Origin of the sequence: Domibacillus sp. A3M-37, from assembly GCF_024213455.1 — a bacterium.
Taxonomy (GTDB): Bacteria; Bacillota; Bacilli; order Bacillales; family Domibacillaceae; genus Domibacillus; species Domibacillus tundrae.
Window position 1 is genome coordinate 49,046 of sequence record NZ_JANAVL010000011.1, and the last position, 21,203, is coordinate 70,248.

Consider the following 21,203-nt stretch of genomic DNA (forward strand, 5'->3'; position numbering starts at 1 on the left):
CCCAATGCTATGCAAATAAAAAGGAGCGGCTGACAGTGTTTAATCAGCCGCTCCATGTATATTATTTATACTTTATTGCTGTTGTGGCCTCAAAATCAATGTCGGCTGTTCTCCATCATCCAATCTATCTTGATCAAAAATTTCTTGATACGATTCCTGCTCATAAATTTTACTCAACAATTACATTAATAAATATCCCTTGAATAAAAAATCCGCTTTTCTTTACGAAACAGCGGATTTTCAACTTTATAAAAGTACGGGGTCACTTCAGTTTTTTTGTTTAGACAGCTTTTGTGTCACTTTTATTTTCAATTTCCTTCATAATGGTTTCTCCCTCAATGTCTATATTAGGCAGGATTTTATCCAGCCATTTTGGCAGATACCAAGCTGATTTCCCCATTAACGTCATGACGGCAGGTACAATGGTCATTCTCACGACAAATGCATCGAAGAGAACACCAAACGCCAGGGCCATTCCCATTACTTTAATCATGGCATCAGGTGTCATCATAAAGCCTACAAATACAGCCATCATAATTAATCCTGCTGCTGTGACCACCCTGCCGCTGTCCCGCATTCCATCTAAAATCGCTTTGCGGGGATCTCCTGTATGAACATACACTTCACGCATCTTGCTGACCAGGAAGATCTCGTAATCCATTGCCAGTCCAAATAATATTCCGATCAGGATGACCGGCAGGAATGCAAGGATAGGGCCTGAAGCTGGAAAACCAAAGAGGTCAAGCAGGTTTCCATCCTGTACAACAAATACGACAAATCCAAGCGTAGCACCCAGGGAAAGCAGGAAGCCTAATACCGCTTTTAATGGAATCAATAAAGATCTGAATACCAGAACTAAAAGCACGTAGGCAAGCCCCACTACAAGAGAAGCGAAGATTGGCAGGGCATCATTTAACTTTTGGGAAATGTCAATATTCATCGCTGTTGTGCCTGTTACCATTAGTTCTATCTGGTTTTCTTTTTCAGTCTGGCCAGATTTTTCTCTAATGGTCTTTACAAGGTCCTTGGTCTTCGTATCGTCAGGTCCTGTTTCTGGTATGACTGTCATCACATACAATTCTCCAGAAGGTCCAGGGAAGGCAGGAGTTACAGCTTTCACGCCGGATAGCTGGCTTAGCTCTTCATAGATCTCATTTATTGCTTGCGGCGTTTTTTCATTGGCTGCTTCTTCAACTTTTGCTGCCACAACCAAAGAGGCATTAGATCCTTCGCCATATGCTTCAGTCAGTAAATCATACGCTTTTCTTTCCGTTGTTTCGGTTGATTTTGTTGTTCCATCAGAAGGCAATCCAAGATTCATATGGAACATAGGAATTGCAATGACTGCCAGCAGGGCAATCGCAACGATGGAAACAACTAAAGGACGTTTTGTAACAAATTGCCCCCACTTATTAGAGCCTTCTTGCTTCTTACCCATTCCAGTCATCTTTTGCAGGAATTTATTTTCCTTTGATGGCCCAATTTTATGGCCGATCATTCCTAGTATCGCTGGCAAAACGATGATGGATACTAAAACTGCTGTCAGGATGCTGATGGCTGATGATACACCCATCATTGTTAAAAATGGAATTTGCGCAACAGCCAATCCTAAAAGCCCGATGACGACCGTTATTCCTGCAAAAACAACGGCGCCGCCGGCTGTTCCATTTGCGATCGCAACAGATTCCTGAACCGTATACCCTTTGGAAAGCTGTTGTTTAAATCGCGTCATAATAAATAAAGCGTAGTCGATGCCCACTGCCAATCCCAGCATAGCAGCCAAAGAAAGCGAGACGGATTGTATGTCAATAAAATTTGTTCCGATGAAGATTGCGATCATCCCGACGCCTAATCCAATTACGGCCATAATAATAGGCAGTCCCGCTGCTGTAAAAGATGCAAAAGTCATGGCCAGTACAAAGAAGGCGATAACGATCCCTGCAGCCTCAGCAATATGGGCTGTTCCTGGTTCTGAAAATATTAAATTATCCCCTCTTACCTCTGTTTGGATGCCTGCATCTCTTGTTGTTTCTATTTTATCCATAATAGCGTTCGTGGAATCTTCCGTAACCTCTTCTGCTTTGACTTTGAAGGTAACTTCTGCATATCCTACCTTCTTATCTTCACTTATATTCATAAGCTGCATCGGTGTCGCTACGGCAGCGACATCCGGGTCTTTGCTAATTTCATTTAAAGTATCTGAAATCGCTTGTTGTACTTCTGCTGATTCCAACGTTTCATTTTCGGGCGCTTTAAACACTATTTGTGCTTTTGCACCTGTGTTCCCTGCTCCCTCAAACTCTTCACTGATGACTTTGCCTGCCTTATCTGCTTCTGTATTAGGAATGGTCAAGTCTTCATTAAAAGAGGAACCCATATTCATTGCAAGAACTGCCAATGCGATCAGAATTCCCAGTGTACTGAAAACCACTTTTTTGTTGTGTTTTGCTGCCCATTGTCCTAATTGATAAAGATACTTTGCTATTTTAATCTCCTCCTATTTTTGTGTATAATCTCTACTTTCCCTGTGACTTATCTTCAGGGAAAAACAGAACATCAAAAGCGCCCAAATTATCCATGCCTTCTGCATCCATTCTTTCTTTAACAGCCGAAACCAACAATCCCATTCCTTCCTCTACAATCTCCTGTTCGTTTGGTTTTAACATATCTAATACACCTCTTATTGACTTGTTTAAAATATCCGGTATACTCTCGTTTATTTCTTTAACGGTTTCGTCAGTCAGGGTAATCTCCACTGAACGTCTATCTTTAGCGCTAGGAGTTTTCAACAGGATTCCTTTTGCAGTAAGCCGTTCAACAATATCCGAAACGGTACTTTGGGTCATTTTTAAGTTCTGAGAGAGTTGTTTAATACTGATTGTTTTATTAGATAACACTTCAGCTATTACCCTTGCCTGGGGTACAGTAACACCATGCTCCTCAGCTTGTTTCTGAAGGCTTTTCATTGTATAACGATGTAAAAAATCAATGGATTCACGAATAAAATCAGTTCTTTCTGTCATTTCTAATCCTCCTTCGAACATACTTCCTGTACGATATATCGCGTTAGATGTATCGTACGGGATTAATCTTATGCGATGTATATATTGTTTGTCAATGAAAAAAATTTTTTCTAGACTTACTGAACTTATCTTAGTTGTATTCGATTGTGTTACAAAACTGCTGGGTCGGGCAAGAGTTCCTCTGCGATTTTCCTGAATAGTGTATTTTCTTTGCTTTCTTTTGCGTTCATACGTATTATTCTTCCCATATAGTGTCTGATTTTAATTGCTGTAATGTTGTATAGCGCGGATTTCTTGAATGGGCAAAAACGCTCTTTATTTTTTGAATTGGTCATAGAAAGAAATGGCGTGTTCTTTTGGATTAATAGATACGTACAATACTTTAATGGAGGAATAAATTTGGCAAAACAAGAGGTAAAAGACAAGAAAGTCATCATTACTGGGGCAAATAGCGGAATAGGCTATGAGGCTGCTAAAGTTCTGGCAGAACAGGGTGCCCATGTCGTGCTTGCGGTTCGGAATGAGGAAAGAGGAAACGAAGCAGCACAAAATATTGTGAAAGAACATGAGGGGGCAAACATTTCGGTTATGAAATTGGATTTGTCGGATCTTGCCAGCGTGAAAGAATTCGCCGATGCATACAAAGAGGGTTTCGACCAGCTCCACATCCTGATTAACAATGCGGGCGTGATGATTCCTCCCTACCAAAAGACGAAGGACGGGTTCGAATTACAATTTGGTGGAAACCATTTGGGCCACTTTGCCTTAACCGGCCATTTGCTGCCGATGCTGAAAGCGACGCCTTCCGCTCGCCTAGTTACGCTGAGCAGCATTGCGCACAGGGGAGCTTCCATCGACTTTGACAACCTTGACGGCTCGAAAGGCTACAAAGCGATGAAGTTCTATGGGCAAAGCAAGCTTGCGAACCTCTTGTTCGCAAAGGAACTCGACAACAGGCTGAAAAGAGCTGGAATTAACGCAACTAGTGTGGCCTGCCATCCCGGGATTGCTGCGACGAACCTCTTCAAGGTCGGAGGAGAACGCATGCAGCCGTTCTTGAAGCCCCTGCTCCACAAGTTTTTCCAGGCGCCAGAGATGGGAGTCTTGCCCACGCTTTACGCTGCGACCGAAGGGACTTTGAAAGGCGGGGAATACATTGGGCCGGACGGGAGAGGAAACCGTAAAGGGAATCCTACTATCGAAGTGCCTGCAAAAGGAGTCTACGATGAAAAGACGATGAAGAAGCTATGGGATGTATCCGAAAAATTGACGGGGGTCATGTTCGATTTTTCATGAGCCATCGGTGAAGAGCCGTAAAGTCTGGAACCTTGAAGAACCGGTGTGATCCGCCCAGGAAGCTAACGCACGTACAACTTTTGCTTTCGCGATTCTGAAGGTGCATGTTGTTAAAGAGAGCTTATTCTGTGGATAATTTTTGTGTAAAAAACCAGTTCGTAAAAGTGTTCTTTTACGAACTGGTTTAAAAAGTATTCTTGCTGTTAATTTGCAAGAAATATTCCCACTTCCTAAAATTTTTGTTCAGAAAAGAACGAGTTTTGGAACACATGAAGCAAAATAAGCAGCAACTCTGGTTAAGTTAAGAAATAAGAATCTATTGTACGGTACTCCCTTCAAAGACTAGAAAAATCAGGATATACCGTGGCAATTACAGAAGTCTCCTAATTCATCCATCATAAACTTAGAAATGGTGCGCACTCTTTTTGAAAAATTATAGGCAGCGTCTTATGCGCTGTCGGCCGAATTGGAAGGTGTTTAATGCCCGTTAGCCATCCATGCAGCGCAAGCATTGCACCACAGATTATGTAAGGCAACTCGTTCTTACATGAGAGAATAAGAAAAATAACAAAGCAAAAATAAATAAAACTTTTTATAAGTAATAAAAACCCCTCGCAGTTTAACCCGAAGGATTAGCATAAAATACGTCAATAAAATCTACACGGATCTACCTGTTATTTGGGTTGTAGGAAAACCCGGGATATTTCACAACAGGCCATTTTTCCTTGCGTAGAGAATCGAGCAATTCTGGTCCAACATTCAAGTTGCCTTGAACCAGCTCTTTAGGAGTCAGTGCCATCCACTGGTTCAGCGACACATCTGCAAAGCGGCTGCTTTTGAACATCTCTAAATACCATAACGTTTTGGTACCGGTGTTCTGAATATAGTGTCCAGTAGCAAAGGGTACATATCCGACATCGCCTGCTCTATAATCAAATGTACGAGCTGTACCGTTTCCGGTAAATACCGACATTCGCCCTTGTCCGGTAAGGTAATACTGCCACTCGTCGTTATTGGGATGCCAAATGTCCTGGAAGTGTCTGAGAATGAGAATTTCAAGTTAGGAAGCAAGCCTGCATCTGTAATAGGCGGGACGAGTATATTTGGATTTTGAAGATCCCGAATAAAATTACGCGGGCCAGAATCAATTGCGCCAGCTCCATCACTTCGGATAGGTTGTAGCACATTTCCGTCCACCTGATTAATAGTTCGGTTTTCCATCCAAAAGCACCTCGTTTATGGGATTATAAAGGAAAAAACCTTTATCGTAGTATTATGAATTGGGCTTCGAATGTGTGCCTATCGATAAAAAAAGGGTATCCCTTATTGAAGAAACCCTTGCTTTGAGGGACCGAAACTCTCATTTTAGTCATTAAATACAGGGTGTTATCGGATAACTATATACGGTCTCATCATTTCATAATCCTCGTGCTCCAAGATATGACAGTGCCATACATACAACCCAGTGTAGGGACCAAACTTCATGATAATTCGAGTCACCTGGTTTGGATTAGCTCTTACTGTATCCTTCCTTCCTCGTTCTTGTGGTTCGGGAGGCGTCGCCGGACCCATATACTGGATAATTCTCTCCTTGTTATACTTTTCTACATCGAAATCTCTCCGGTCTATTACTTGAAAATCAATTAAATGAAGATGAATCGGGTGTGTATTCGTCGTTAAGTTAATAAGATACCATATTTCGGTTGATCCCAATTTTGGATTTTCTGTTATGGGGGCATCCCACTGTTTATTATCCAATAGCATGAATTCACGGCCGTACTTATCCATATTGTCATTCAATGTGAGGTATCGTATCTTTGAAGCTGACTGTTCTTTTAGTATTGGAAGAGGCATCATAGAGGCTGGAATCACACTCGTATCAACACTTGACAGTGGAAGAGCCACTCTAAACTGCATCACAGTACCTGTATTTTCATCTACCGGATCTCCAGTTGGAAAAGGAGCGGGAGCATCGTTTGTCATAATGATATTCTTTCCCTCAAGATTGGTAAAATCAATGATGACATCCGCTCGTTCTGCAGGTGCCAGCATCATTTCTTTGACTCCTATCGGATGCTGCATTAATCCTCCATCCGTCGCGATTTGATACATAAGCTGGCCCGAATCAAGTCTGATCCTATAGAAACGAGTGTTGGATCCGTTTAGCAGCCTAAATCGATATTTACGTGGTTCCACGTTTAAATAGGGCCATACTTTGCCATTCACCAGGATGGTATCCCCAATAAATTCAGGAATTATCGACGTTTCTAATTCCGGGACTGGTTTTTCTGGCTGCTTTGGGTAATAAAGAGAGCCATCTTTATTAAACGTCCTGTCTTGTATAATAAGAGGGACCTCGTACTTCCCACTTGGTAAATTCAATAAATGTTCCTGATGATCTCTGATAAGATAGAATCCTGCTAATCCTGCATACACATTGAGCCTCGTGATACCAAGGGCGTGGTCATGATACCAGAGGGTACAAGCTTGCATGTTATTATCATATTGATACACTTTTTTTCTAAAATAAGGCCCCACTTGTTTGAATCCCTTTGTAAACCAAGCCTCCGGGTAGCCATCGCTTTCGGATTCAACACTAGCGCCATGTACATGTACCACCGTTCGTACTTCCGGTACATCCATATGGGCACCATGGACCGTATAATCTACCGGCAACAGATGCTTATCTGGAAGGTTGTTGATCCATTTAGTAAACACTTTTTCTCCGCTCTCTACTTCAATTGTAGGTCCTGGATAACTGCCCTCATAGCCCCATAGCGTTGTGTCATTTAACTCACTATGGAGGGACTGCTTACATTCCGTCATCTTCACTTCGTAATAAGTCTGGAACTGATCTTTCCATCGAGCTTTTAAAACAGGGAGAATGGGAAGTTCATCTACGAATTTCGAGAGATTCATGCTGGATGGATTTGTCTTGCTGTCCCCACATTGTTTTTCAGGGGTACATTTACATTGCTCTCCACATTTACAATTTGGACTATGGCAGTACGGGTTTGGACAGGGTTTGGAGAAGACCTCAACGTTTTGAGAAGTGCCATCATTAAAAATCATTAAGAGCCCCCTTCTCCTGCTTTGACGTACGATAATCACTCGGGTCGAATCCCCTCTGGTTATTAGACATGCGAATAAGGAGAGGGGAATTTTTCTAAGTCAACTGACTACACAGCCTACAATATTGAAGAAAAAACAAAGCTTTAATGAGGTTCCGATTTGTAGAACAGCTGGTTTTTTCTTCTTCTGAACTGTTGGCGGCAGTTCAGAGATTAACTTCCATGTCAATCTTATTCCTAACTAAGCGTTTTATACAGGGAAGATTCAGTAGCAGGATAAGAAGTCGTTTTTATCTTTCTTCTTCATGCTTTTTTTGATCGATACTGTTTTTCTTTTATTGAAGCTGGTTTTTGTCTTTTACATCCTTGCCCGTCCTGTTACTCTATGGAATGGTTATTATGATTATGGATCTGCACGGTTTTTTCTGTTTTATTACTGGCTGCTTTAACATTGTCAAATAAAGCGGCGCCGCCAATAATGCAGATTGATAAAGTCGTCAGCAAAGCAAAAGGCAGCCGGCGTGCACTGAACAGCCCTTCTTTTTGCGCAGGAACTTCCCGGCGAATCATCGTGATAATGACGGTTGCTATAAAAAAATAAAAAGGTCCATAGCGGCTATCATGATCATCATTTGAGTGATTGGAATCATTTCACCAAGCATTGCCCCCATCAACCCTGCCATCAGCGCTTCCATGATCGCCATCAAACCGAATGGACGCCCAATCACATATCCGAAAATGCCGCTGATTACAATCGATAAGATGGTAGAAACGGCCAGCTGCCCCTGCATGGAAAAGGCAAGAAGCAGCCCAATAAAAGGGTAGCGGTCGCCATGCTAAACGCCATGACAATACATTTCCCGGACACTGCACTTACTTGCTGCTTTACCGGATAAAGACTGAGGGCAAAAAAATGGTGCTTGTGCTGAATGCAAGTATTGAAGCAGCACGCGCAGGGGAGGATTTGCTGTAGTAGCCAGTGAAGTGAGGAAACTTGCTGAACAATCCAACGAGGCAACCAAACAAATACAGAGGATGATATCGGATATTGAAATCGAAACAGAAAAAACCGTAACCGCGGTATCTGGTACTATTAACCATTCCTAGCAATTAAACAATGCTGGGAATGAAACAGAAAAAGAGTTTATGAATATATCTGAGGCGATTACGGAAACGACAAAAGCCATCTCGATTTTGAATAAAGAAATGATGCATATCACTGAGCAAAACGAAGTGATTACGGATGCTGTTCAAAATGCGTCCTATATCTCACAGCAGACAGCTGCATCCGTTGAGGAAATAACAGAAACTAGATGAGCAGCAGCATTACATCAAAGAATCACTCAATAAGCGGGATCAGTTATTGCTTGAATCGCTGAAAGCATCGCAGGAAGCCGGGAAAGCTGAAATTAAGAAGAAACGGTTTTTTCACTGGCTTGGGAGCGATAAGCCGTAAAATTTCCCGCGACACAGTTCGCGTTCAAAATATGCTTTGCACACAGGATCTAAACCTGTTTGAATATCTGTTGGAAAGAAGCCGCACAGGTCTGAGATCAGGCTTCTGACAATCCGTATCAGGGAATTCTATTAACGGATAAAATAGACGGTGCATTATTTCATCTCATGTGCCAGGTAGTAATCCCTCATTAAGATCTGCCCTTTGGAATAGGTCTTTTCACGAGGCCCGGCTTTATCAGAAAGCACACTGTAGTCGATTCCCCAGGCATGATAGTACATCTAAAGTGACCCTTTAAAAAGCAGCCAATAAAACATAGCTGCTTTTTCTTTGCCTTCGCTGATTTTCTTCAAATAAAATAAATGTAACTTTTTCTCTAGATAGCACTGATAATATTGCAGTTCCTCCAAGATTATCGACCTAACCAGCCACCGTCTATAGTTAATAAATGACCATGAACATAATTGGCTGCATCTGAAGCTAAAAATACTACAGCTCCCTTAAAATCATCCGAGCTTCCCCAGCGCCCCGCGGGAATTCGTTCGAGTATCTGCCGGTTTCTTGCATCATCGTTGATAAGAGCTTCATTCATATCCGTTGCTATATAACCTGGAACAATAGCATTTACATTCACATTGTATTGTGCCCATTCATTAGACAAGGCTTTTGTCAGCTGTGCTACCCCACCTTTGGCTGCCGCATAAGCAGGGACGGTTAATCCCCCTTGAAAAGACAGAAGAGAAGCCATATTAATGATTTTCCCTTTTCCTTGTGGAACCATATAGCGCCCTGCCTGCTGACATAAAAGCCAAACGGTCTTTAAATTTACATTGATGACATCATCCCAGTCTGACTCTTCAAAATCGACTGAAGGGGAGCGGCGCTGAATACCAGCATTGTTCACTAAAATATCAATCTTTCCAAAGTGAGCCACGACCCTGGGAACGGCTTCTTTTACTTGATTCACATTTTCTAAATCACAGGGAATAACCACACATTTCCTTCCTAATTTTTCAATTTCGTTCTTTACATCCTCTTGTTCAACCGAACGCTGAAGAAGGGCAATGTCTGCACCCGCTTCTGCTAAAGCCAAAGCCATAGAACGTCCAATTCCCCTGGTAGCCCCTGTCACTGCTGCCACTTTCCCCTCTAATCCAAATAAGTTAACGACCATACCTGCACCTCTTTCGATTAGTTAGGCTGAAATAAAATCTTTAAAGACACATCTGGGTTTTCCATTAATTCAAACCCCTTCTCAATTTCTTCAAGCGGCAATTCATGAGAAATAAATGGTGCAACATCAACCATTCCTGTTGCCATTAAGCGGACTGCTTTTTCAAAATCCCCCCGACTGTAGCATCTCGTCGTCGTTAATGATATTTCCCGGAAGTGCATGGCTGCCAGATTAACCGTCGGTGTCTGCTTGTATACGCTTACAACAACAATCTGTCCTTGTATTTTGCTTATTTCAATCATCTGATTTGCTGTTATCTGTGTTCCCGCTACTTCAAAAACAACATCAGCTCCGATTCCATTTGTCCGTTGTCTTATTTCTTCAGTCACATTCGCTTCCTTTGCATTAATCGCGATAAGCCCAAGCTCTTTTGCTTTATTCAATCGGTAAGAACTAATGTCTGACACCATAATTTGATCTGCTCCAGCTCGCTTCGCCATTAATCCAATCAATAAGCCAATAGGCCCTCCCCCTAAAATGGCTACGTTATCGCCTACTTTCAAAGTAGAACGGCGCACAGCATGAACGGCAACCGCAACCGGTTCTGCAAGTGCCGCATGGGCGTCCGACAACCCCTCTGGGATTCGGTGAAGACGGTCTATCGGCACTGTCGTATATTCTGCAAACCCGCCATGCTTATCAATCCCAATCAACTTCAAATTCTTACAAACATGGGATTGACCCGCAAGACATGCTTCACATTTCCCACAGCTCAGTGTTGGTTCTATCACAACCCGGTCCCCCGCAGAAAATTCCGATTCCCCATTAATGTCTTCAATCACCCCACTGAATTCATGGCCCATTGCCAGAGGAGCTTTTGCTCTTGGGTGCTTTCCAAAATAAATCATCATGTCTGTGCCGCATATGCCCGCAAAACTTACTTTGACGAGTGCTTCCCCGTTCTTTGTTACAGGCTTTTTCAGCTCACCTATTGCTGCATTTTTTTCTGATAGAAATAAACCTGCTTTCATCATTGTCATTTGTGTAAGCCCCCTCAATATAATGTTGTATATTCATCGCGAAGCTTGATAAATACAGATAAAAGAGACTGCCTGAACATTCCCAACAATCTGAGCTTTCTTTTAAGGAGCAGCGTACTTGTTTCCCCAATACACACCTATGAGTTTGGAACGCCACAATTTTTTCGTTTTTCCTGCTGTTGTTGCTACTGCAATCACATGTTCCGGCTCCAAGGAATGTTTTATCCCTAGTATGAACCCAAATGTGAGTATCGACATAACACTCATTTTTCTTTCCCCTCCCCGAGACACTTCCATACCTCTTCATAGACCCGTTTAAGAGGGATATTATTCTGCACGGCAATGTTCCGGCAGTCCTCAAATTCAGGTGCCTGCTGCACGTGTTCGCCGCCATGTATCCCGTTCTTTACTGTTACCTCTCCCCATGGTGTAAGCACTTTGGAAAAAGAACGTTCAAGCCGGTGCACTGTAAGCGGATAGTAACGGATACCGAGCGTCGTTGTTTCAGCAAACAAAATCTTTTTCATGTGGGGAATCCTCTGATGTGAACAGAGAAGCTGCAACAGTACACCCGGACGATTTTTTTTCATAAAGATCGGCGTGTAATATACATCATTTGCTCCTGATTCAAACAGCAGATCCATTACATAGCCAAGCCATTCACCGGAAATATCATCAAGGTTCACTTCCATTTTGACCATCTGGTCATCAAGATGCTCGTGATCCGGTGGACGATTCATTGCGTCTCTCCTATGATAATGCGAAGGACGTTCGGGTGATCTTTAAATGTTTTCGTTCCTGCACCATATCCAATTGATTCGACAGTCATAGCTGGGAGCGGACAAAATGTTTCTGCTAAAACTGTAGCGATAGCCGCACCAGTCGGCGTTGCCAGTTCCGAACGAATATCGCTTGCGGCAATTGGCACCCCTTTTAAGATTTCCAGTGTGGCAGGTGCCGGAACCGGATAAATGCCATGATCAATACGAATACGTCCGGACCCCGTTGTAATGGCTGATGACTGAATCGATTTGACACCGAGTTGATCGATTAAAATCGCTGCACCAATAATATCTATAATTGAATCTACCGCGCCAACTTCGTGAAAGTGAACTTTTTCAAGGGGAAGACCGTGAATGTGCCCTTCTGCTTCACCGATCTTTTTAAAAATAGCGAGCGACATGTTCTTAACCGATTCATTAAAGTTTGCCGCGTTGATCATCTCGACAATTTGCTTATATGCACGGTGATGATGATGATGATCATGGCTATGTTCGTGTTGATGTTCATGGCTGTGATTGTGTTCATGACTATGTTCATGTTGATGTTCATGGCTGTGGCTGTGTTCATGACTATGTTCATGTTGATGTTCATGGCTGTGATTGTATTCATGACTATGTTCATGTTGATGTTCATGACTGTGGCCGTGTTCATGAAGATGCTCTGATTTTCCGGAAAGAATGACATCAAATTTTGTTCCGGTAATGCCGTTTTTGACGACTTTCTCCCAGGAAAGAGTATATTCTTCTTCTATGTTCAGCCTTCTTAACTCTTCTTCCATCTGAACAGGATCGGCACCTGCATCAATAAGCGCACCGATTACCATGTCACCGCTTATGCCGGAAAAGCAGTCAAAATATAATGTCCTCATTAATGATCTCCTCTTTATGTACAAGTTTGTATATGAGCGCTGCGTTGTAAGCAGCACCAAATCCATTATCGATGTTAACGACGCTTACACCTGATGCACATGAATTGAGCATCGATAAAAGTGCCGATAATCCATTAAAATTTGCGCCATACCCGACACTTGTCGGCACAGCAATAATTGGATTCATGACAAGTCCCCCGAGCACACTCGGAAGTGCTCCTTCCATTCCCGCGACGCAAACCGAAACCGTTGCACTTCGTATTTCGTCTATATTATCAAGGAGGCGGTGCAGCCCAGCCACACCAACATCGTAAATACGCCGGACTGGAATCCCTAAAGTTTCAGCCGTCACAGCTGCTTCTTCAGCAACCGGCAAGTCCGATGTCCCGGCGCAGACAATCGCGATGTATGAGCCATCCGTCTTCGGCTTTTCTTTCACCCATGCGAGTGTCCGGGCGATCTCGTTATAATCAAAATCCGGACATTCTTCTTGTACAAATACCGCTTTTTCCCGAGAAATACGCGTAACGAGTACAGAATCATTCCTTGCCCGCAGCGATTGAACAATCGCTAAAATTTGGTCAGCTGTTTTCCCTTCTCCAAACACAATCTCGGGAAAGCCTTGTCTATTTTTACGGTGATGGTCAATTTTTGCGAATCCTAAATTTTCATAGGATGCAAGTTTTTCTTTTGCTTCTGCTGCTGTCAATGTACCATTTTGTACCTGCTCTAGAATATCGTCAATCATACCAATTCTTCCTTTTTAAGCGCTTTATTCATACTCCCGCTTGTATAGCCTGCGAGATCTAAAGACACATATTTATAACCAAATTGCTTCAGCCTTTTCGTAATCGCCACATGATATTCAAGAACGCGCGGCATATCAGCAGGTTCTACTTCAATGCGGGCAGTATCCTCATGTGTCCGAACACGGACCTGGCGAATATCTAATGATTTTAAATAAGCTTCTGACTTATCTACTTTCGTCAATTTTTCCTTTGTAATGATTTCGCCATATGCGATGCGTGATGACAGACAGGCAAATGAAGGTTTATCCCAGGTTGGCAAACCAGCTTCTTTAGACAAAACACGTATTTCTTCTTTAAATAAATCGGCTTCTTGAAGAGGACCCCGGATACCTTTTTCTTTTGCTGCTTTCATTCCAGGACGAAATTCATTCGCATCATCAGCAATAACCCCATAAATAATATTATTAAATTTATAATCATCAAGAATAGGAAGCAAGTGGTCGAATAAACTGCTTTTACAAAAGTAACAGCGATTTTGATCATTTTCTGTATAGCCCGGAATGGCTAACTCTGACGTTTCAATGACTCGATGGCTGGCACCGATCCATTTTGCGAGCATAAGGGCTTCTTCCAGCTCACTTGTAGGATAGGTTTCCGAATCCGCTGTAATGGCTAACACATTATCGTATCCCAATGTATCAATAGCTGCTTTAAGCAAAAATGTGCTGTCTACCCCTCCTGAAAATGCGACAACAACCGTCTCCATCTCCTGAAGAATATCCTGAAGTTTTTTATATTTTTCTTGTATCATGCTTATTCTCCTTTCTCTTTAAAGCGCTTTCTCGATTTTATCATACGGTACCAAAAACAGGAATACCTTTAAGGGCCGGTTGAAGATTTGAACAGCAGGCTGTGCCACATTTGTTTATGGTTTCAATGGGCAATACAGTGAGAAATGATATTTATTACTCCGAAATCGTTTTTGCATACAGTATTAGGTGAACGCTAAAGTGGAAATGACCTGTTTCTTCGATTCATCCATGGTAGTTGCTTTTATTTCTTTTTAAAAAAAAGCCGCGCACATTAGCGGCGGCTTTTATTAACTATTTTGCACGATGGCCGAGAATTTTTTTGCAGTTTCTGTCAACTCGGCGTAGTCTTCATCTGAAATTAATTTCGCTGGATTGATTAAAGAACCGCCGAGTCCTGCCGCAACGGCACCTGCCTTTAAAAAGGAAGCGAGGTTGCCAAGATTGACACCGCCTGTCGGCATAAGAGGGATGTGCGGCAGCGGGCCTTTAAGATTTTTAAAGTAGCCAACCCCAAGTACATCTGCCGGGAATACTTTAATAATGTCTGCTCCATGCTCGTAAGCAGTCAAAATTTCCGTTGGTGTAAGCGCACCGGGGATGCTGATAGTGCCATACCGCTTCGTCATTTTAATGGTTTCGACATTGACCGTTGGCGAAAAGATAAATTCCGCTCCAGCCATAATGGTCGCACGGGCCGTTTCCGGATCTAATACTGTACCGGCACCCGCAATGATATCATCGCCGAACTCTTCTTTTACTTTTTCAATTAAATCGCACACTTTTGGTGTTTCTACTGTAATCTCAAGTGTACGGATGCCGCCTTCTTTCAGGGCTCGAGCGATCGGTACAATTTGATCAGGGCGTGCACCGCGAATAACGGCGACCAGCTTTCCTTGTTTTAGCTCTTCTAGTTTATTCACTCTTTTTTCCACCTTTCTATCTATCTATCTATCTATCTCGTCACATCATCCGCGCCGCCGCTCATAAACAAAGCGAGGTCGGCGCGGACCGGCAAACCCTCTGCATCGCCATTCACCATCGTTACCATGGCTCCCATGGCATTTCCGCGCCTTGCTGCTTCTTCTAGCGGCAGTCCATCAAGAAGACCGGAAAGCACACCGGCTGCAAAAGCATCACCGGCACCGATTGGATCAACGACACGCTCCACAAAAAAGCCAGGTACGCGTGTTTTCGGCACAGACGGAGCGGAAATGAGTGATCCTTCTTTACCCAATTTCATTATGACCGTTTCAACACCGAGTTCATGAAAATGATCGACAAACTGCTCCGGTGTGTGTGAACCGAATAAAAATTCGGCTTCAGCCACTCCAGGCAGGACAATATCACTTTCCGATGCGTACTTTGTAATGAAGTGGCGTGCTTCAGCTTCATCGGTCCATATTTTCAAGCGAATATTTGGATCGAAAACGATTTTTGTCCCGTTTTCTTTTGCGATGCGGATCGCTTTTTCCAAAATTAAACGGCACGATTCGCCGAGTGCTGGCGTAATACCGGTAATGTGAAGGTACTTGGCGTCTTGAATTGCCGCTTCCGGCAGTAATTCAGCTGTCATTTTGCTGGCCGCCGAATCTTTCCGGTAATAATAGACACGCGTATCATTCAGCCGCCTGAATTCTTTGAAAAAGACTCCGGTCGGCGCATCAGCGTCGCGTGTCACGTATGATACATCAACACCTTCACCGCGAATAAACGATTGCATCGCATCGCCAAATTCATCCTCGCCGAGACGGCTGATCCAGCGCGACCTGTGACCGAGACGGCTTAACCCGATCGCGACATTGGATTCCGCACCGCCGAATTTCATAGAAAAAGAGTTGGCGTGGCGAAGCGGACCTTCTTCATTCGGCGTAAATAATGTCATCGTTTCTCCGATTGTTACAACATCCATGTCCATCATCTTCTTTCTCTTTTCGTCAGCTTTTAACATGATTGGAAAGCGTGCCGATCTTTTCAATCGTGACGTTCATCCGGTCACCGTTTTTCAGCCATACTTTCGGATTTCGTCCCATTCCAACGCCAGGCGGTGTACCTGTTGCAATCAAATCACCTGGCTTTAGTGTCATAGATTGTGATAAAAAAGAAATAATTTTTGGGACGGTGAAAATTAAGTTATTCGTATTGGAGTCTTGCATCATTTCTCCGTTTAATTCTAGTGAAATCGCGAGCTCATGCGGATCACCCACTTCATCATGTGTAACAACAAAAGGCCCTGTCGGCGCAAATGTGTCAGCCGTCTTGCCGCGTGACCATTGTCCATCTTTAAATTGCAAATCACGTGCACTAATGTCATTTAAAATTGTATAGCCAAACACATAGTTATTTGCCTCTTCTTCTGTCACACGTTTCGCTTCTTTTCCAATGACAATCGCAAGCTCTGCTTCAAAGTCAACTTCGTTTGAATTGGCCGGAATCTCAACAGCCTCATTATGGCCGACAATCGCATTCGCATATTTTGAAAAAATGACCGGTGAAGCCGGCGGCTCCATTCCGGTTTCTTTGCAATGGTCAATGTAATTCAGTCCAACACAAATAATTTTTTCCGGCTGGGGAATCGGCGCTTGGATCTTCACATTTGAAAGAGAAAATACAGCATTTACTTTGTCACGCTGCTCCATCAATTGCTCTGCGCGTGGCCGCAGTTCATCGCTTCGTTCGATAAATGTTTTGATACAGGCAGGAAATTCATCTGCACTTAGTGCCGTTAAGCTAATGATTTGATCGTCCTGCACAACGCCAATATGTTGGTCGTTTTGAACAGAAAATGCCGCTATTTTCATAAAGGTTTTGTTCCTTTCTTATGTCAACGCGTACGGTGTTTTTTCACCGCTTAGGACGTGAACGATATTTTTCGCTGCTTTTTGGCGAAGCTCAATCATTGCTTCCTCTGAATACCATGCGCTGTGCGGTGTAATGATCACGTTATCCATTTTAAGAAGCGGGCTATCGATGCTGACCGGCTCATCTTCTGTCACATCAAGTGCGGCACCGGCAATGATTCCTTTTTCAAGTGCATCAGCAAGTGCTTTTTCATCGATAATCGGTCCACGCGCCGTGTTAATGATGACTGCGTTTCTCTTCATTTGATTAAGGCGCTCTTCGTTAATCAAATGGAATGTGTCATCAATAAGCGGTACGTGTACTGACAAAAAGTCGGATTCGCGAATTATTTCGTCCAGTTCCATTTTCTGAACACCAACGGCAGCCATGTCTTCTGCCGATACAAATGGATCGTAGGCAGCAGTTTTAAAGCCAAGCGGTTTCACTTTTTCAATAAAACGGCGCGGAATGCGTCCAAAGCCAAGAACACCGACTGTTTGCTCGTTAAAGCGATGAATCGGTACACACGCTTTAAAGTCCCAGTTGCCTTTTTTTACTTCATTGTTTAACAGTGTTACTTTACGTGCCCATGAAAGCAAAAGAGCCAATGCATGATTCGATACTTCTTCCATGCCATAGTCTGGTACGTTTGCAACGGTGATGCCTTTTTCTTTTGCTGCATCTAAGTCAATCGTGTTAACGCCGACCCCGTAACGGGAAATGATTTTTGTGTTTTCCAGTGATTCAATTACACGGCGTGACACCGGCGCATACTGGTTTAAGATCGCATCAACATGTTTTGCCTGTTCAATCACTTCTTCTTCTGTTTTGCATTGTGCTTTAATGAATTCAATGTCCAGCCCGCTTTCTTGAAAAACCTCTTCTTCATATTGCAAATGCTCAAATTCATAATCAGTTAATAATACTTTAAAGGCCATTTGGCTCCACTCCTTAAATGTTGTAATAAATTCCTGAAACGAACAGGGGACCCCCTCGCGTTTCAGGTGGAAATCATTTATTTCTTTGCTTCTTTTTGGACTTTCGCAATACCGAGTCCTTCTGCACCGAGTTTCGATGTTTTTGCTTCTGGATAGTAGCGTTCAATCATTTGAATGCCAATCGAAGCACGGCGTACACGTTCTTGAGCGAGTGAAATGTTTGTGCTTTCCCACTGTTTCCCGGAAGGGTATACATCAGGGTGATTACGAAGCCCGAATTTGATGTAAACTGGCGCCAATACGCGGATAATTTCTGGTATTTCATAATAGCGGAGAAAGCCGCCGAATGTGTCCGGCACTTCTACGTACAAATCAATCGGAATATCGATTGCCTGACGGATCGCCGCCAGTTTAGACAGCGTTAGTGCAGGTGGCACGTTGTATGTATCCGCACCAATGTCTTCCATCAATTTAACAGATACTGGATTAGCTGAACCCATTTGAACCGATACTTTCACAACAAAGTCTTCCGGCAGCTGTCCGTGTTTTTTCATTTCTTTCGTTAGAAGAAGAAGTCCTTCATCGCCAACTAACGCACCGCGAAGACCAAGTGCTGCTCCTCTTTTTAAGTCTTCCATTGCGTACACAAGCTGGTCGGCACCTTCATGGCGAATCCCCTGTGATTTACCACCAGGTGTAAGCGGTCCTGCACTGACATCCCATGTACCGCGCGGGCCAACAAACAAGCTAAGCTCCATGCCACGTGCTGCTGTCATTTCGCACATTTCTTTAATTTCTTCATCCGTTTGAAGCATGATGCCGCTTCCTTGAGATATACGGTGAATCGTCAAGCCGAGGCGGTCAATTTCTTTCAATGTTTCTTTTAGTGCAACCGGACCTTCTACACTGGGAAGTTCAATACGGTACTGTGCGCCGTCAGGAAATGTTTTTGTTGATGTTGGCAATTCTTGAAAATCGGTAGATGGGTAGCCTAATTGTTCGAGCAAGTCGCGCGATTCTTTCATAGTTGGATACCTTCTTTCATTTCAATATTTTTTAAAAGTGCTGCTACATTGTCACGCAAATCAGCCGGATATACATCGCACGGAGCACGGTGCCCAGCTGGCACGTTAAACCAGCGCTGGTGAACGGCTTCTTTCATTGCTGTGAAAAATGTTGGTCCGAATGTGTACACATCCATTAGCTTTGAAATCACTTGATGATTTTTCTGTGCTTCAGCCAGATCCCCTTTTTGATACGATTCATATAAATTAACCGATATTTCCGGCGCGAAGACAGCGCTTCCGTTAATGCTTCCCGCTGCGCCGATCATTTGAGCTGGAAGCAGATGTTCATCAAACGCAGAGAAGACGCGGAAGTCACTGCGCACTTTTGTCACTTCCGTCAGAACTTGACGAAGATGGCCAAAATCACTGACTGTTTCTTTAATACCGGCAATGTTTGGATGCGCTTCGACTAATTTTTTGATCAGCTCGACCGGCAAATTTTGTCCTGTTAAGAGCGGAATGTTATAAATGAACACATGCAGCTTTGTTTGATTCGCGACGATCGAATAAAAACGGTATAGCTGCTCGTCTGATAGCTTCCAGTAATACGGGCTGACGACAAGAACACCGTCTGCTCCATGCTCTTCTGCATAAGACGTCAGTTCAAGTACTTCTTTTAACGCGGTATGCCCGACACCGACCATGACCGGTATACGACGGTTAATATGCTTGATCATTTCCCTCACGTACAGCTTGTGTTCTTCTATTGTGAGTGACGAGAACTCCCCTGAACTTCCCATTAATAGAATACCGTTAATATTCCGTGAAATTAATTGATCAATATAGCGTCTGTTCAGTGCTAAATCTAAATTTCCAGCTTCATCAAACAATGTGACAACCGGTGGAATAATACCATGAAAGTTCATTGTTCTCTCCCCCTCTTATTACCATTCGGCGATACCGCCATCTTCATGCCGCCAAATCGGGTTTTTCCAGTCATGTCCGATTTCTGCTGCCTGCTTCACTTTTTCTTCATCAATTTCTACCCCAAGACCCGGTTTATCCGGAATTTTCACATAACCATTTTCATAGTTAAATAGTTCTGGGTTTTTCATATAGTCGAGAATATCCATGCCTTCGTTGTAATGAATACCCAAGCTTTGCTCTTGAATAATGAAGTTTGGCGTTGTTGCGTCCAGGTGAATCGATGAAGCAAGAGTCATCGGACCGAGCGGGCAGTGCGGCGCAATGGCTACATCATATGCTTCTGCCATCGCGGCAATTTTTTTCCCTTCTAAAATACCGCCTGCATGAGACAGATCCGGCTGAATAATATCGACATAGCCGTCTTGAAGGAGCTGCTTAAAGCCCCAGCGTGTATACATTCTTTCACCCGTCGCAATCGGACAAGTCGTGTGCCAGGCAATCTCACGAAGTGCTTCATTGTTTTCCGGCAGAACCGGCTCTTCAATGAACATTGGGCGGTATGGTTCGAGTTCTTTCACAATCGCTTTCGCCATCGTTTTATGAATGCGCCCGTGAAAATCAACGCCAATGCCAAAGTCTTTGCCAACCGCTTCACGAATTGACGCGACACGTTCAATGACCGCTTCTACTTTCGAAAAGCTGTCTATGTAGTTCATTTCCTCAGATGCGTTCATTTTGACAGCAAGGAAGCCTTGGTCTTGCTTTTCTTTTGCTGCAACGGCGACATCAACCGGACGATCGCCGCCTATCCAGGAATACACTTTAATTTTTTGGCGTGCCTTGCCGCCAAGCATTTGGTATACAGGAATATTATAATATTTTCCTTTAATGTCCCATAATGCCTGCTCAATTCCTGAAATGGCACTCATTAAAATTGGACCGCCCCGGTAAAAACCACCCCGGTACAGCGTTTGCCAGATGTCTTCAATGTCGTTCGGATCACGGCCGATTAAGTAATCAGCCAATTCGTTTACTGCTGCTTTCACCGTTTCAGCACGGCCTTCAACGACAGGCTCTCCCCAGCCAGAAATGCCTTCATCTGTATCGATTTTTAAAAACAGCCAGCGCGGCGGAACTTTAAACAGCGAAACTTTTGTAATTTTCATACAGCACCCCGCAATTTTTTTAGTGGAAGGAGGTTTCCGAACCAGGAAACCTCTT

General features: G+C 43.4%; 20 protein-coding genes and 2 pseudogenes. 3 read left to right on the forward strand and 19 right to left on the reverse strand.

All coding sequences use genetic code 11. The features are described from left to right. Window positions 1–280: 280 nt before the first annotated feature. Both NLX67_RS15585 and NLX67_RS15590 read right to left on the reverse strand, forming a co-directional pair. Window positions 281–2,485 (reverse strand): MMPL family transporter, encoded by a 2,205-nt coding sequence (locus NLX67_RS15585; RefSeq protein WP_254312500.1) that lies wholly within the window; start codon window positions 2,483–2,485, stop codon window positions 281–283. Between the two features lie 31 nt (window positions 2,486–2,516). Further along, window positions 2,517–3,023: a MarR family winged helix-turn-helix transcriptional regulator gene (locus NLX67_RS15590; protein ID WP_254312443.1), complete on the reverse strand. Its 507-nt coding sequence runs from the start codon at window positions 3,021–3,023 to the stop codon at window positions 2,517–2,519. Window positions 3,024–3,422: 399 nt separating this feature from the next. Between NLX67_RS15590 and NLX67_RS15595 the strand changes: the two genes are divergently transcribed. Further along, window positions 3,423–4,319, forward strand: coding sequence for an oxidoreductase (locus NLX67_RS15595; protein WP_254312444.1), 897 nt, complete (start codon window positions 3,423–3,425; stop codon window positions 4,317–4,319). Between the two features lie 667 nt (window positions 4,320–4,986). Here the strand turns inward: NLX67_RS15595 and NLX67_RS15600 are convergent. The 4 genes and pseudogenes from NLX67_RS15600 to NLX67_RS15615 form a co-directional block, all read right to left on the reverse strand. Next, window positions 4,987–5,540 (reverse strand): annotated as a pseudogene (locus NLX67_RS15600) (cupin domain-containing protein). A 165-nt stretch (window positions 5,541–5,705) separates the two neighbouring features. Beyond that, the gene (locus NLX67_RS15605) at window positions 5,706–7,238 is read right to left on the reverse strand and encodes a multicopper oxidase family protein (RefSeq protein ID WP_254312501.1); all 1,533 of its coding nucleotides are present in this window, start codon (window positions 7,236–7,238) and stop codon (window positions 5,706–5,708) included. Window positions 7,239–7,768: 530 nt separating this feature from the next. Next, window positions 7,769–7,960: a hypothetical protein gene (locus NLX67_RS15610; RefSeq protein WP_254312445.1), complete on the reverse strand. Its 192-nt coding sequence runs from the start codon at window positions 7,958–7,960 to the stop codon at window positions 7,769–7,771. 17 nt (window positions 7,961–7,977) lie between these two features. Beyond that, window positions 7,978–8,181 (reverse strand): hypothetical protein, encoded by a 204-nt coding sequence (locus NLX67_RS15615; protein ID WP_254312446.1) that lies wholly within the window; start codon window positions 8,179–8,181, stop codon window positions 7,978–7,980. Between the two features lie 125 nt (window positions 8,182–8,306). Between NLX67_RS15615 and NLX67_RS15620 the strand changes: the two are divergent. Together NLX67_RS15620 and NLX67_RS15625 are read left to right on the forward strand one after the other, a co-directional pair. After that, window positions 8,307–8,465, forward strand: a pseudogene (locus tag NLX67_RS15620) (methyl-accepting chemotaxis protein); the annotation flags it as partial. A 71-nt stretch (window positions 8,466–8,536) separates the two neighbouring features. Beyond that, window positions 8,537–8,707, forward strand: coding sequence for a hypothetical protein (locus NLX67_RS15625; protein ID WP_254312447.1), 171 nt, complete (start codon window positions 8,537–8,539; stop codon window positions 8,705–8,707). Window positions 8,708–9,258: 551 nt separating this feature from the next. Here NLX67_RS15625 and NLX67_RS15630 read toward each other — a convergent pair. From NLX67_RS15630 to dgoD, 13 genes are all read right to left on the reverse strand, one after another. Continuing rightward, window positions 9,259–10,020, reverse strand: a complete 762-nt coding sequence (locus NLX67_RS15630) for an SDR family oxidoreductase (RefSeq protein ID WP_254312448.1) — start codon at window positions 10,018–10,020, stop codon at window positions 9,259–9,261. 17 nt (window positions 10,021–10,037) lie between these two features. Further along, on the reverse strand, window positions 10,038–11,060 hold the full coding sequence (locus tag NLX67_RS15635) for a zinc-dependent alcohol dehydrogenase (protein ID WP_254312449.1): 1,023 nt from the start codon (window positions 11,058–11,060) through the stop codon (window positions 10,038–10,040). A 263-nt stretch (window positions 11,061–11,323) separates the two neighbouring features. Then, window positions 11,324–11,800 carry a nickel pincer cofactor biosynthesis protein LarC2 gene (larC2, locus tag NLX67_RS15640; protein ID WP_254312450.1) on the reverse strand — a complete coding sequence of 159 codons (477 nt, stop codon included), beginning with the start codon at window positions 11,798–11,800 and terminating at the stop codon, window positions 11,324–11,326. After that, entirely contained in the window at window positions 11,797–12,711 is a 915-nt protein-coding gene (gene larC / locus NLX67_RS15645) for a nickel pincer cofactor biosynthesis protein LarC (RefSeq protein WP_254312451.1), read from the reverse strand. Before larC ends, larC2 begins: the two co-directional genes overlap by 4 nt. Next, window positions 12,692–13,459: a nickel pincer cofactor biosynthesis protein LarB gene (larB, locus tag NLX67_RS15650; RefSeq protein ID WP_254312452.1), complete on the reverse strand. Its 768-nt coding sequence runs from the start codon at window positions 13,457–13,459 to the stop codon at window positions 12,692–12,694. Before larB ends, larC begins: the two co-directional genes overlap by 20 nt. Further along, window positions 13,456–14,271, reverse strand: coding sequence for an ATP-dependent sacrificial sulfur transferase LarE (gene larE / locus NLX67_RS15655; protein WP_254312453.1), 816 nt, complete (start codon window positions 14,269–14,271; stop codon window positions 13,456–13,458). The genes larB and larE overlap by 4 nt, the downstream gene beginning before the upstream one ends. A gap of 288 nt (window positions 14,272–14,559) precedes the next feature. Continuing rightward, window positions 14,560–15,192, reverse strand: coding sequence for a bifunctional 4-hydroxy-2-oxoglutarate aldolase/2-dehydro-3-deoxy-phosphogluconate aldolase (locus NLX67_RS15660; protein WP_254312454.1), 633 nt, complete (start codon window positions 15,190–15,192; stop codon window positions 14,560–14,562). A gap of 32 nt (window positions 15,193–15,224) precedes the next feature. Beyond that, on the reverse strand, window positions 15,225–16,181 hold the full coding sequence (locus tag NLX67_RS15665; RefSeq protein WP_254312502.1) for a sugar kinase: 957 nt from the start codon (window positions 16,179–16,181) through the stop codon (window positions 15,225–15,227). A 25-nt stretch (window positions 16,182–16,206) separates the two neighbouring features. Then, a complete protein-coding gene (locus NLX67_RS15670; protein WP_254312455.1) occupies window positions 16,207–17,070 on the reverse strand; it encodes a fumarylacetoacetate hydrolase family protein in 864 nt (287 codons plus the stop codon). 18 nt (window positions 17,071–17,088) lie between these two features. Beyond that, a complete protein-coding gene (locus tag NLX67_RS15675; RefSeq protein ID WP_254312456.1) occupies window positions 17,089–18,048 on the reverse strand; it encodes a C-terminal binding protein in 960 nt (319 codons plus the stop codon). Between the two features lie 77 nt (window positions 18,049–18,125). Further along, complete coding sequence (locus NLX67_RS15680) at window positions 18,126–19,073, reverse strand: U32 family peptidase (protein ID WP_254312457.1); 948 nt, start codon at window positions 19,071–19,073, stop codon at window positions 18,126–18,128. Next, complete coding sequence (locus NLX67_RS15685) at window positions 19,070–19,981, reverse strand: dihydrodipicolinate synthase family protein (RefSeq protein ID WP_254312458.1); 912 nt, start codon at window positions 19,979–19,981, stop codon at window positions 19,070–19,072. The genes NLX67_RS15680 and NLX67_RS15685 overlap by 4 nt, the downstream gene beginning before the upstream one ends. Window positions 19,982–19,999: 18 nt before the next feature. Beyond that, entirely contained in the window at window positions 20,000–21,148 is a 1,149-nt protein-coding gene (gene dgoD, locus NLX67_RS15690) for a galactonate dehydratase (protein WP_254312459.1), read from the reverse strand. Window positions 21,149–21,203 lie beyond the last annotated feature (55 nt).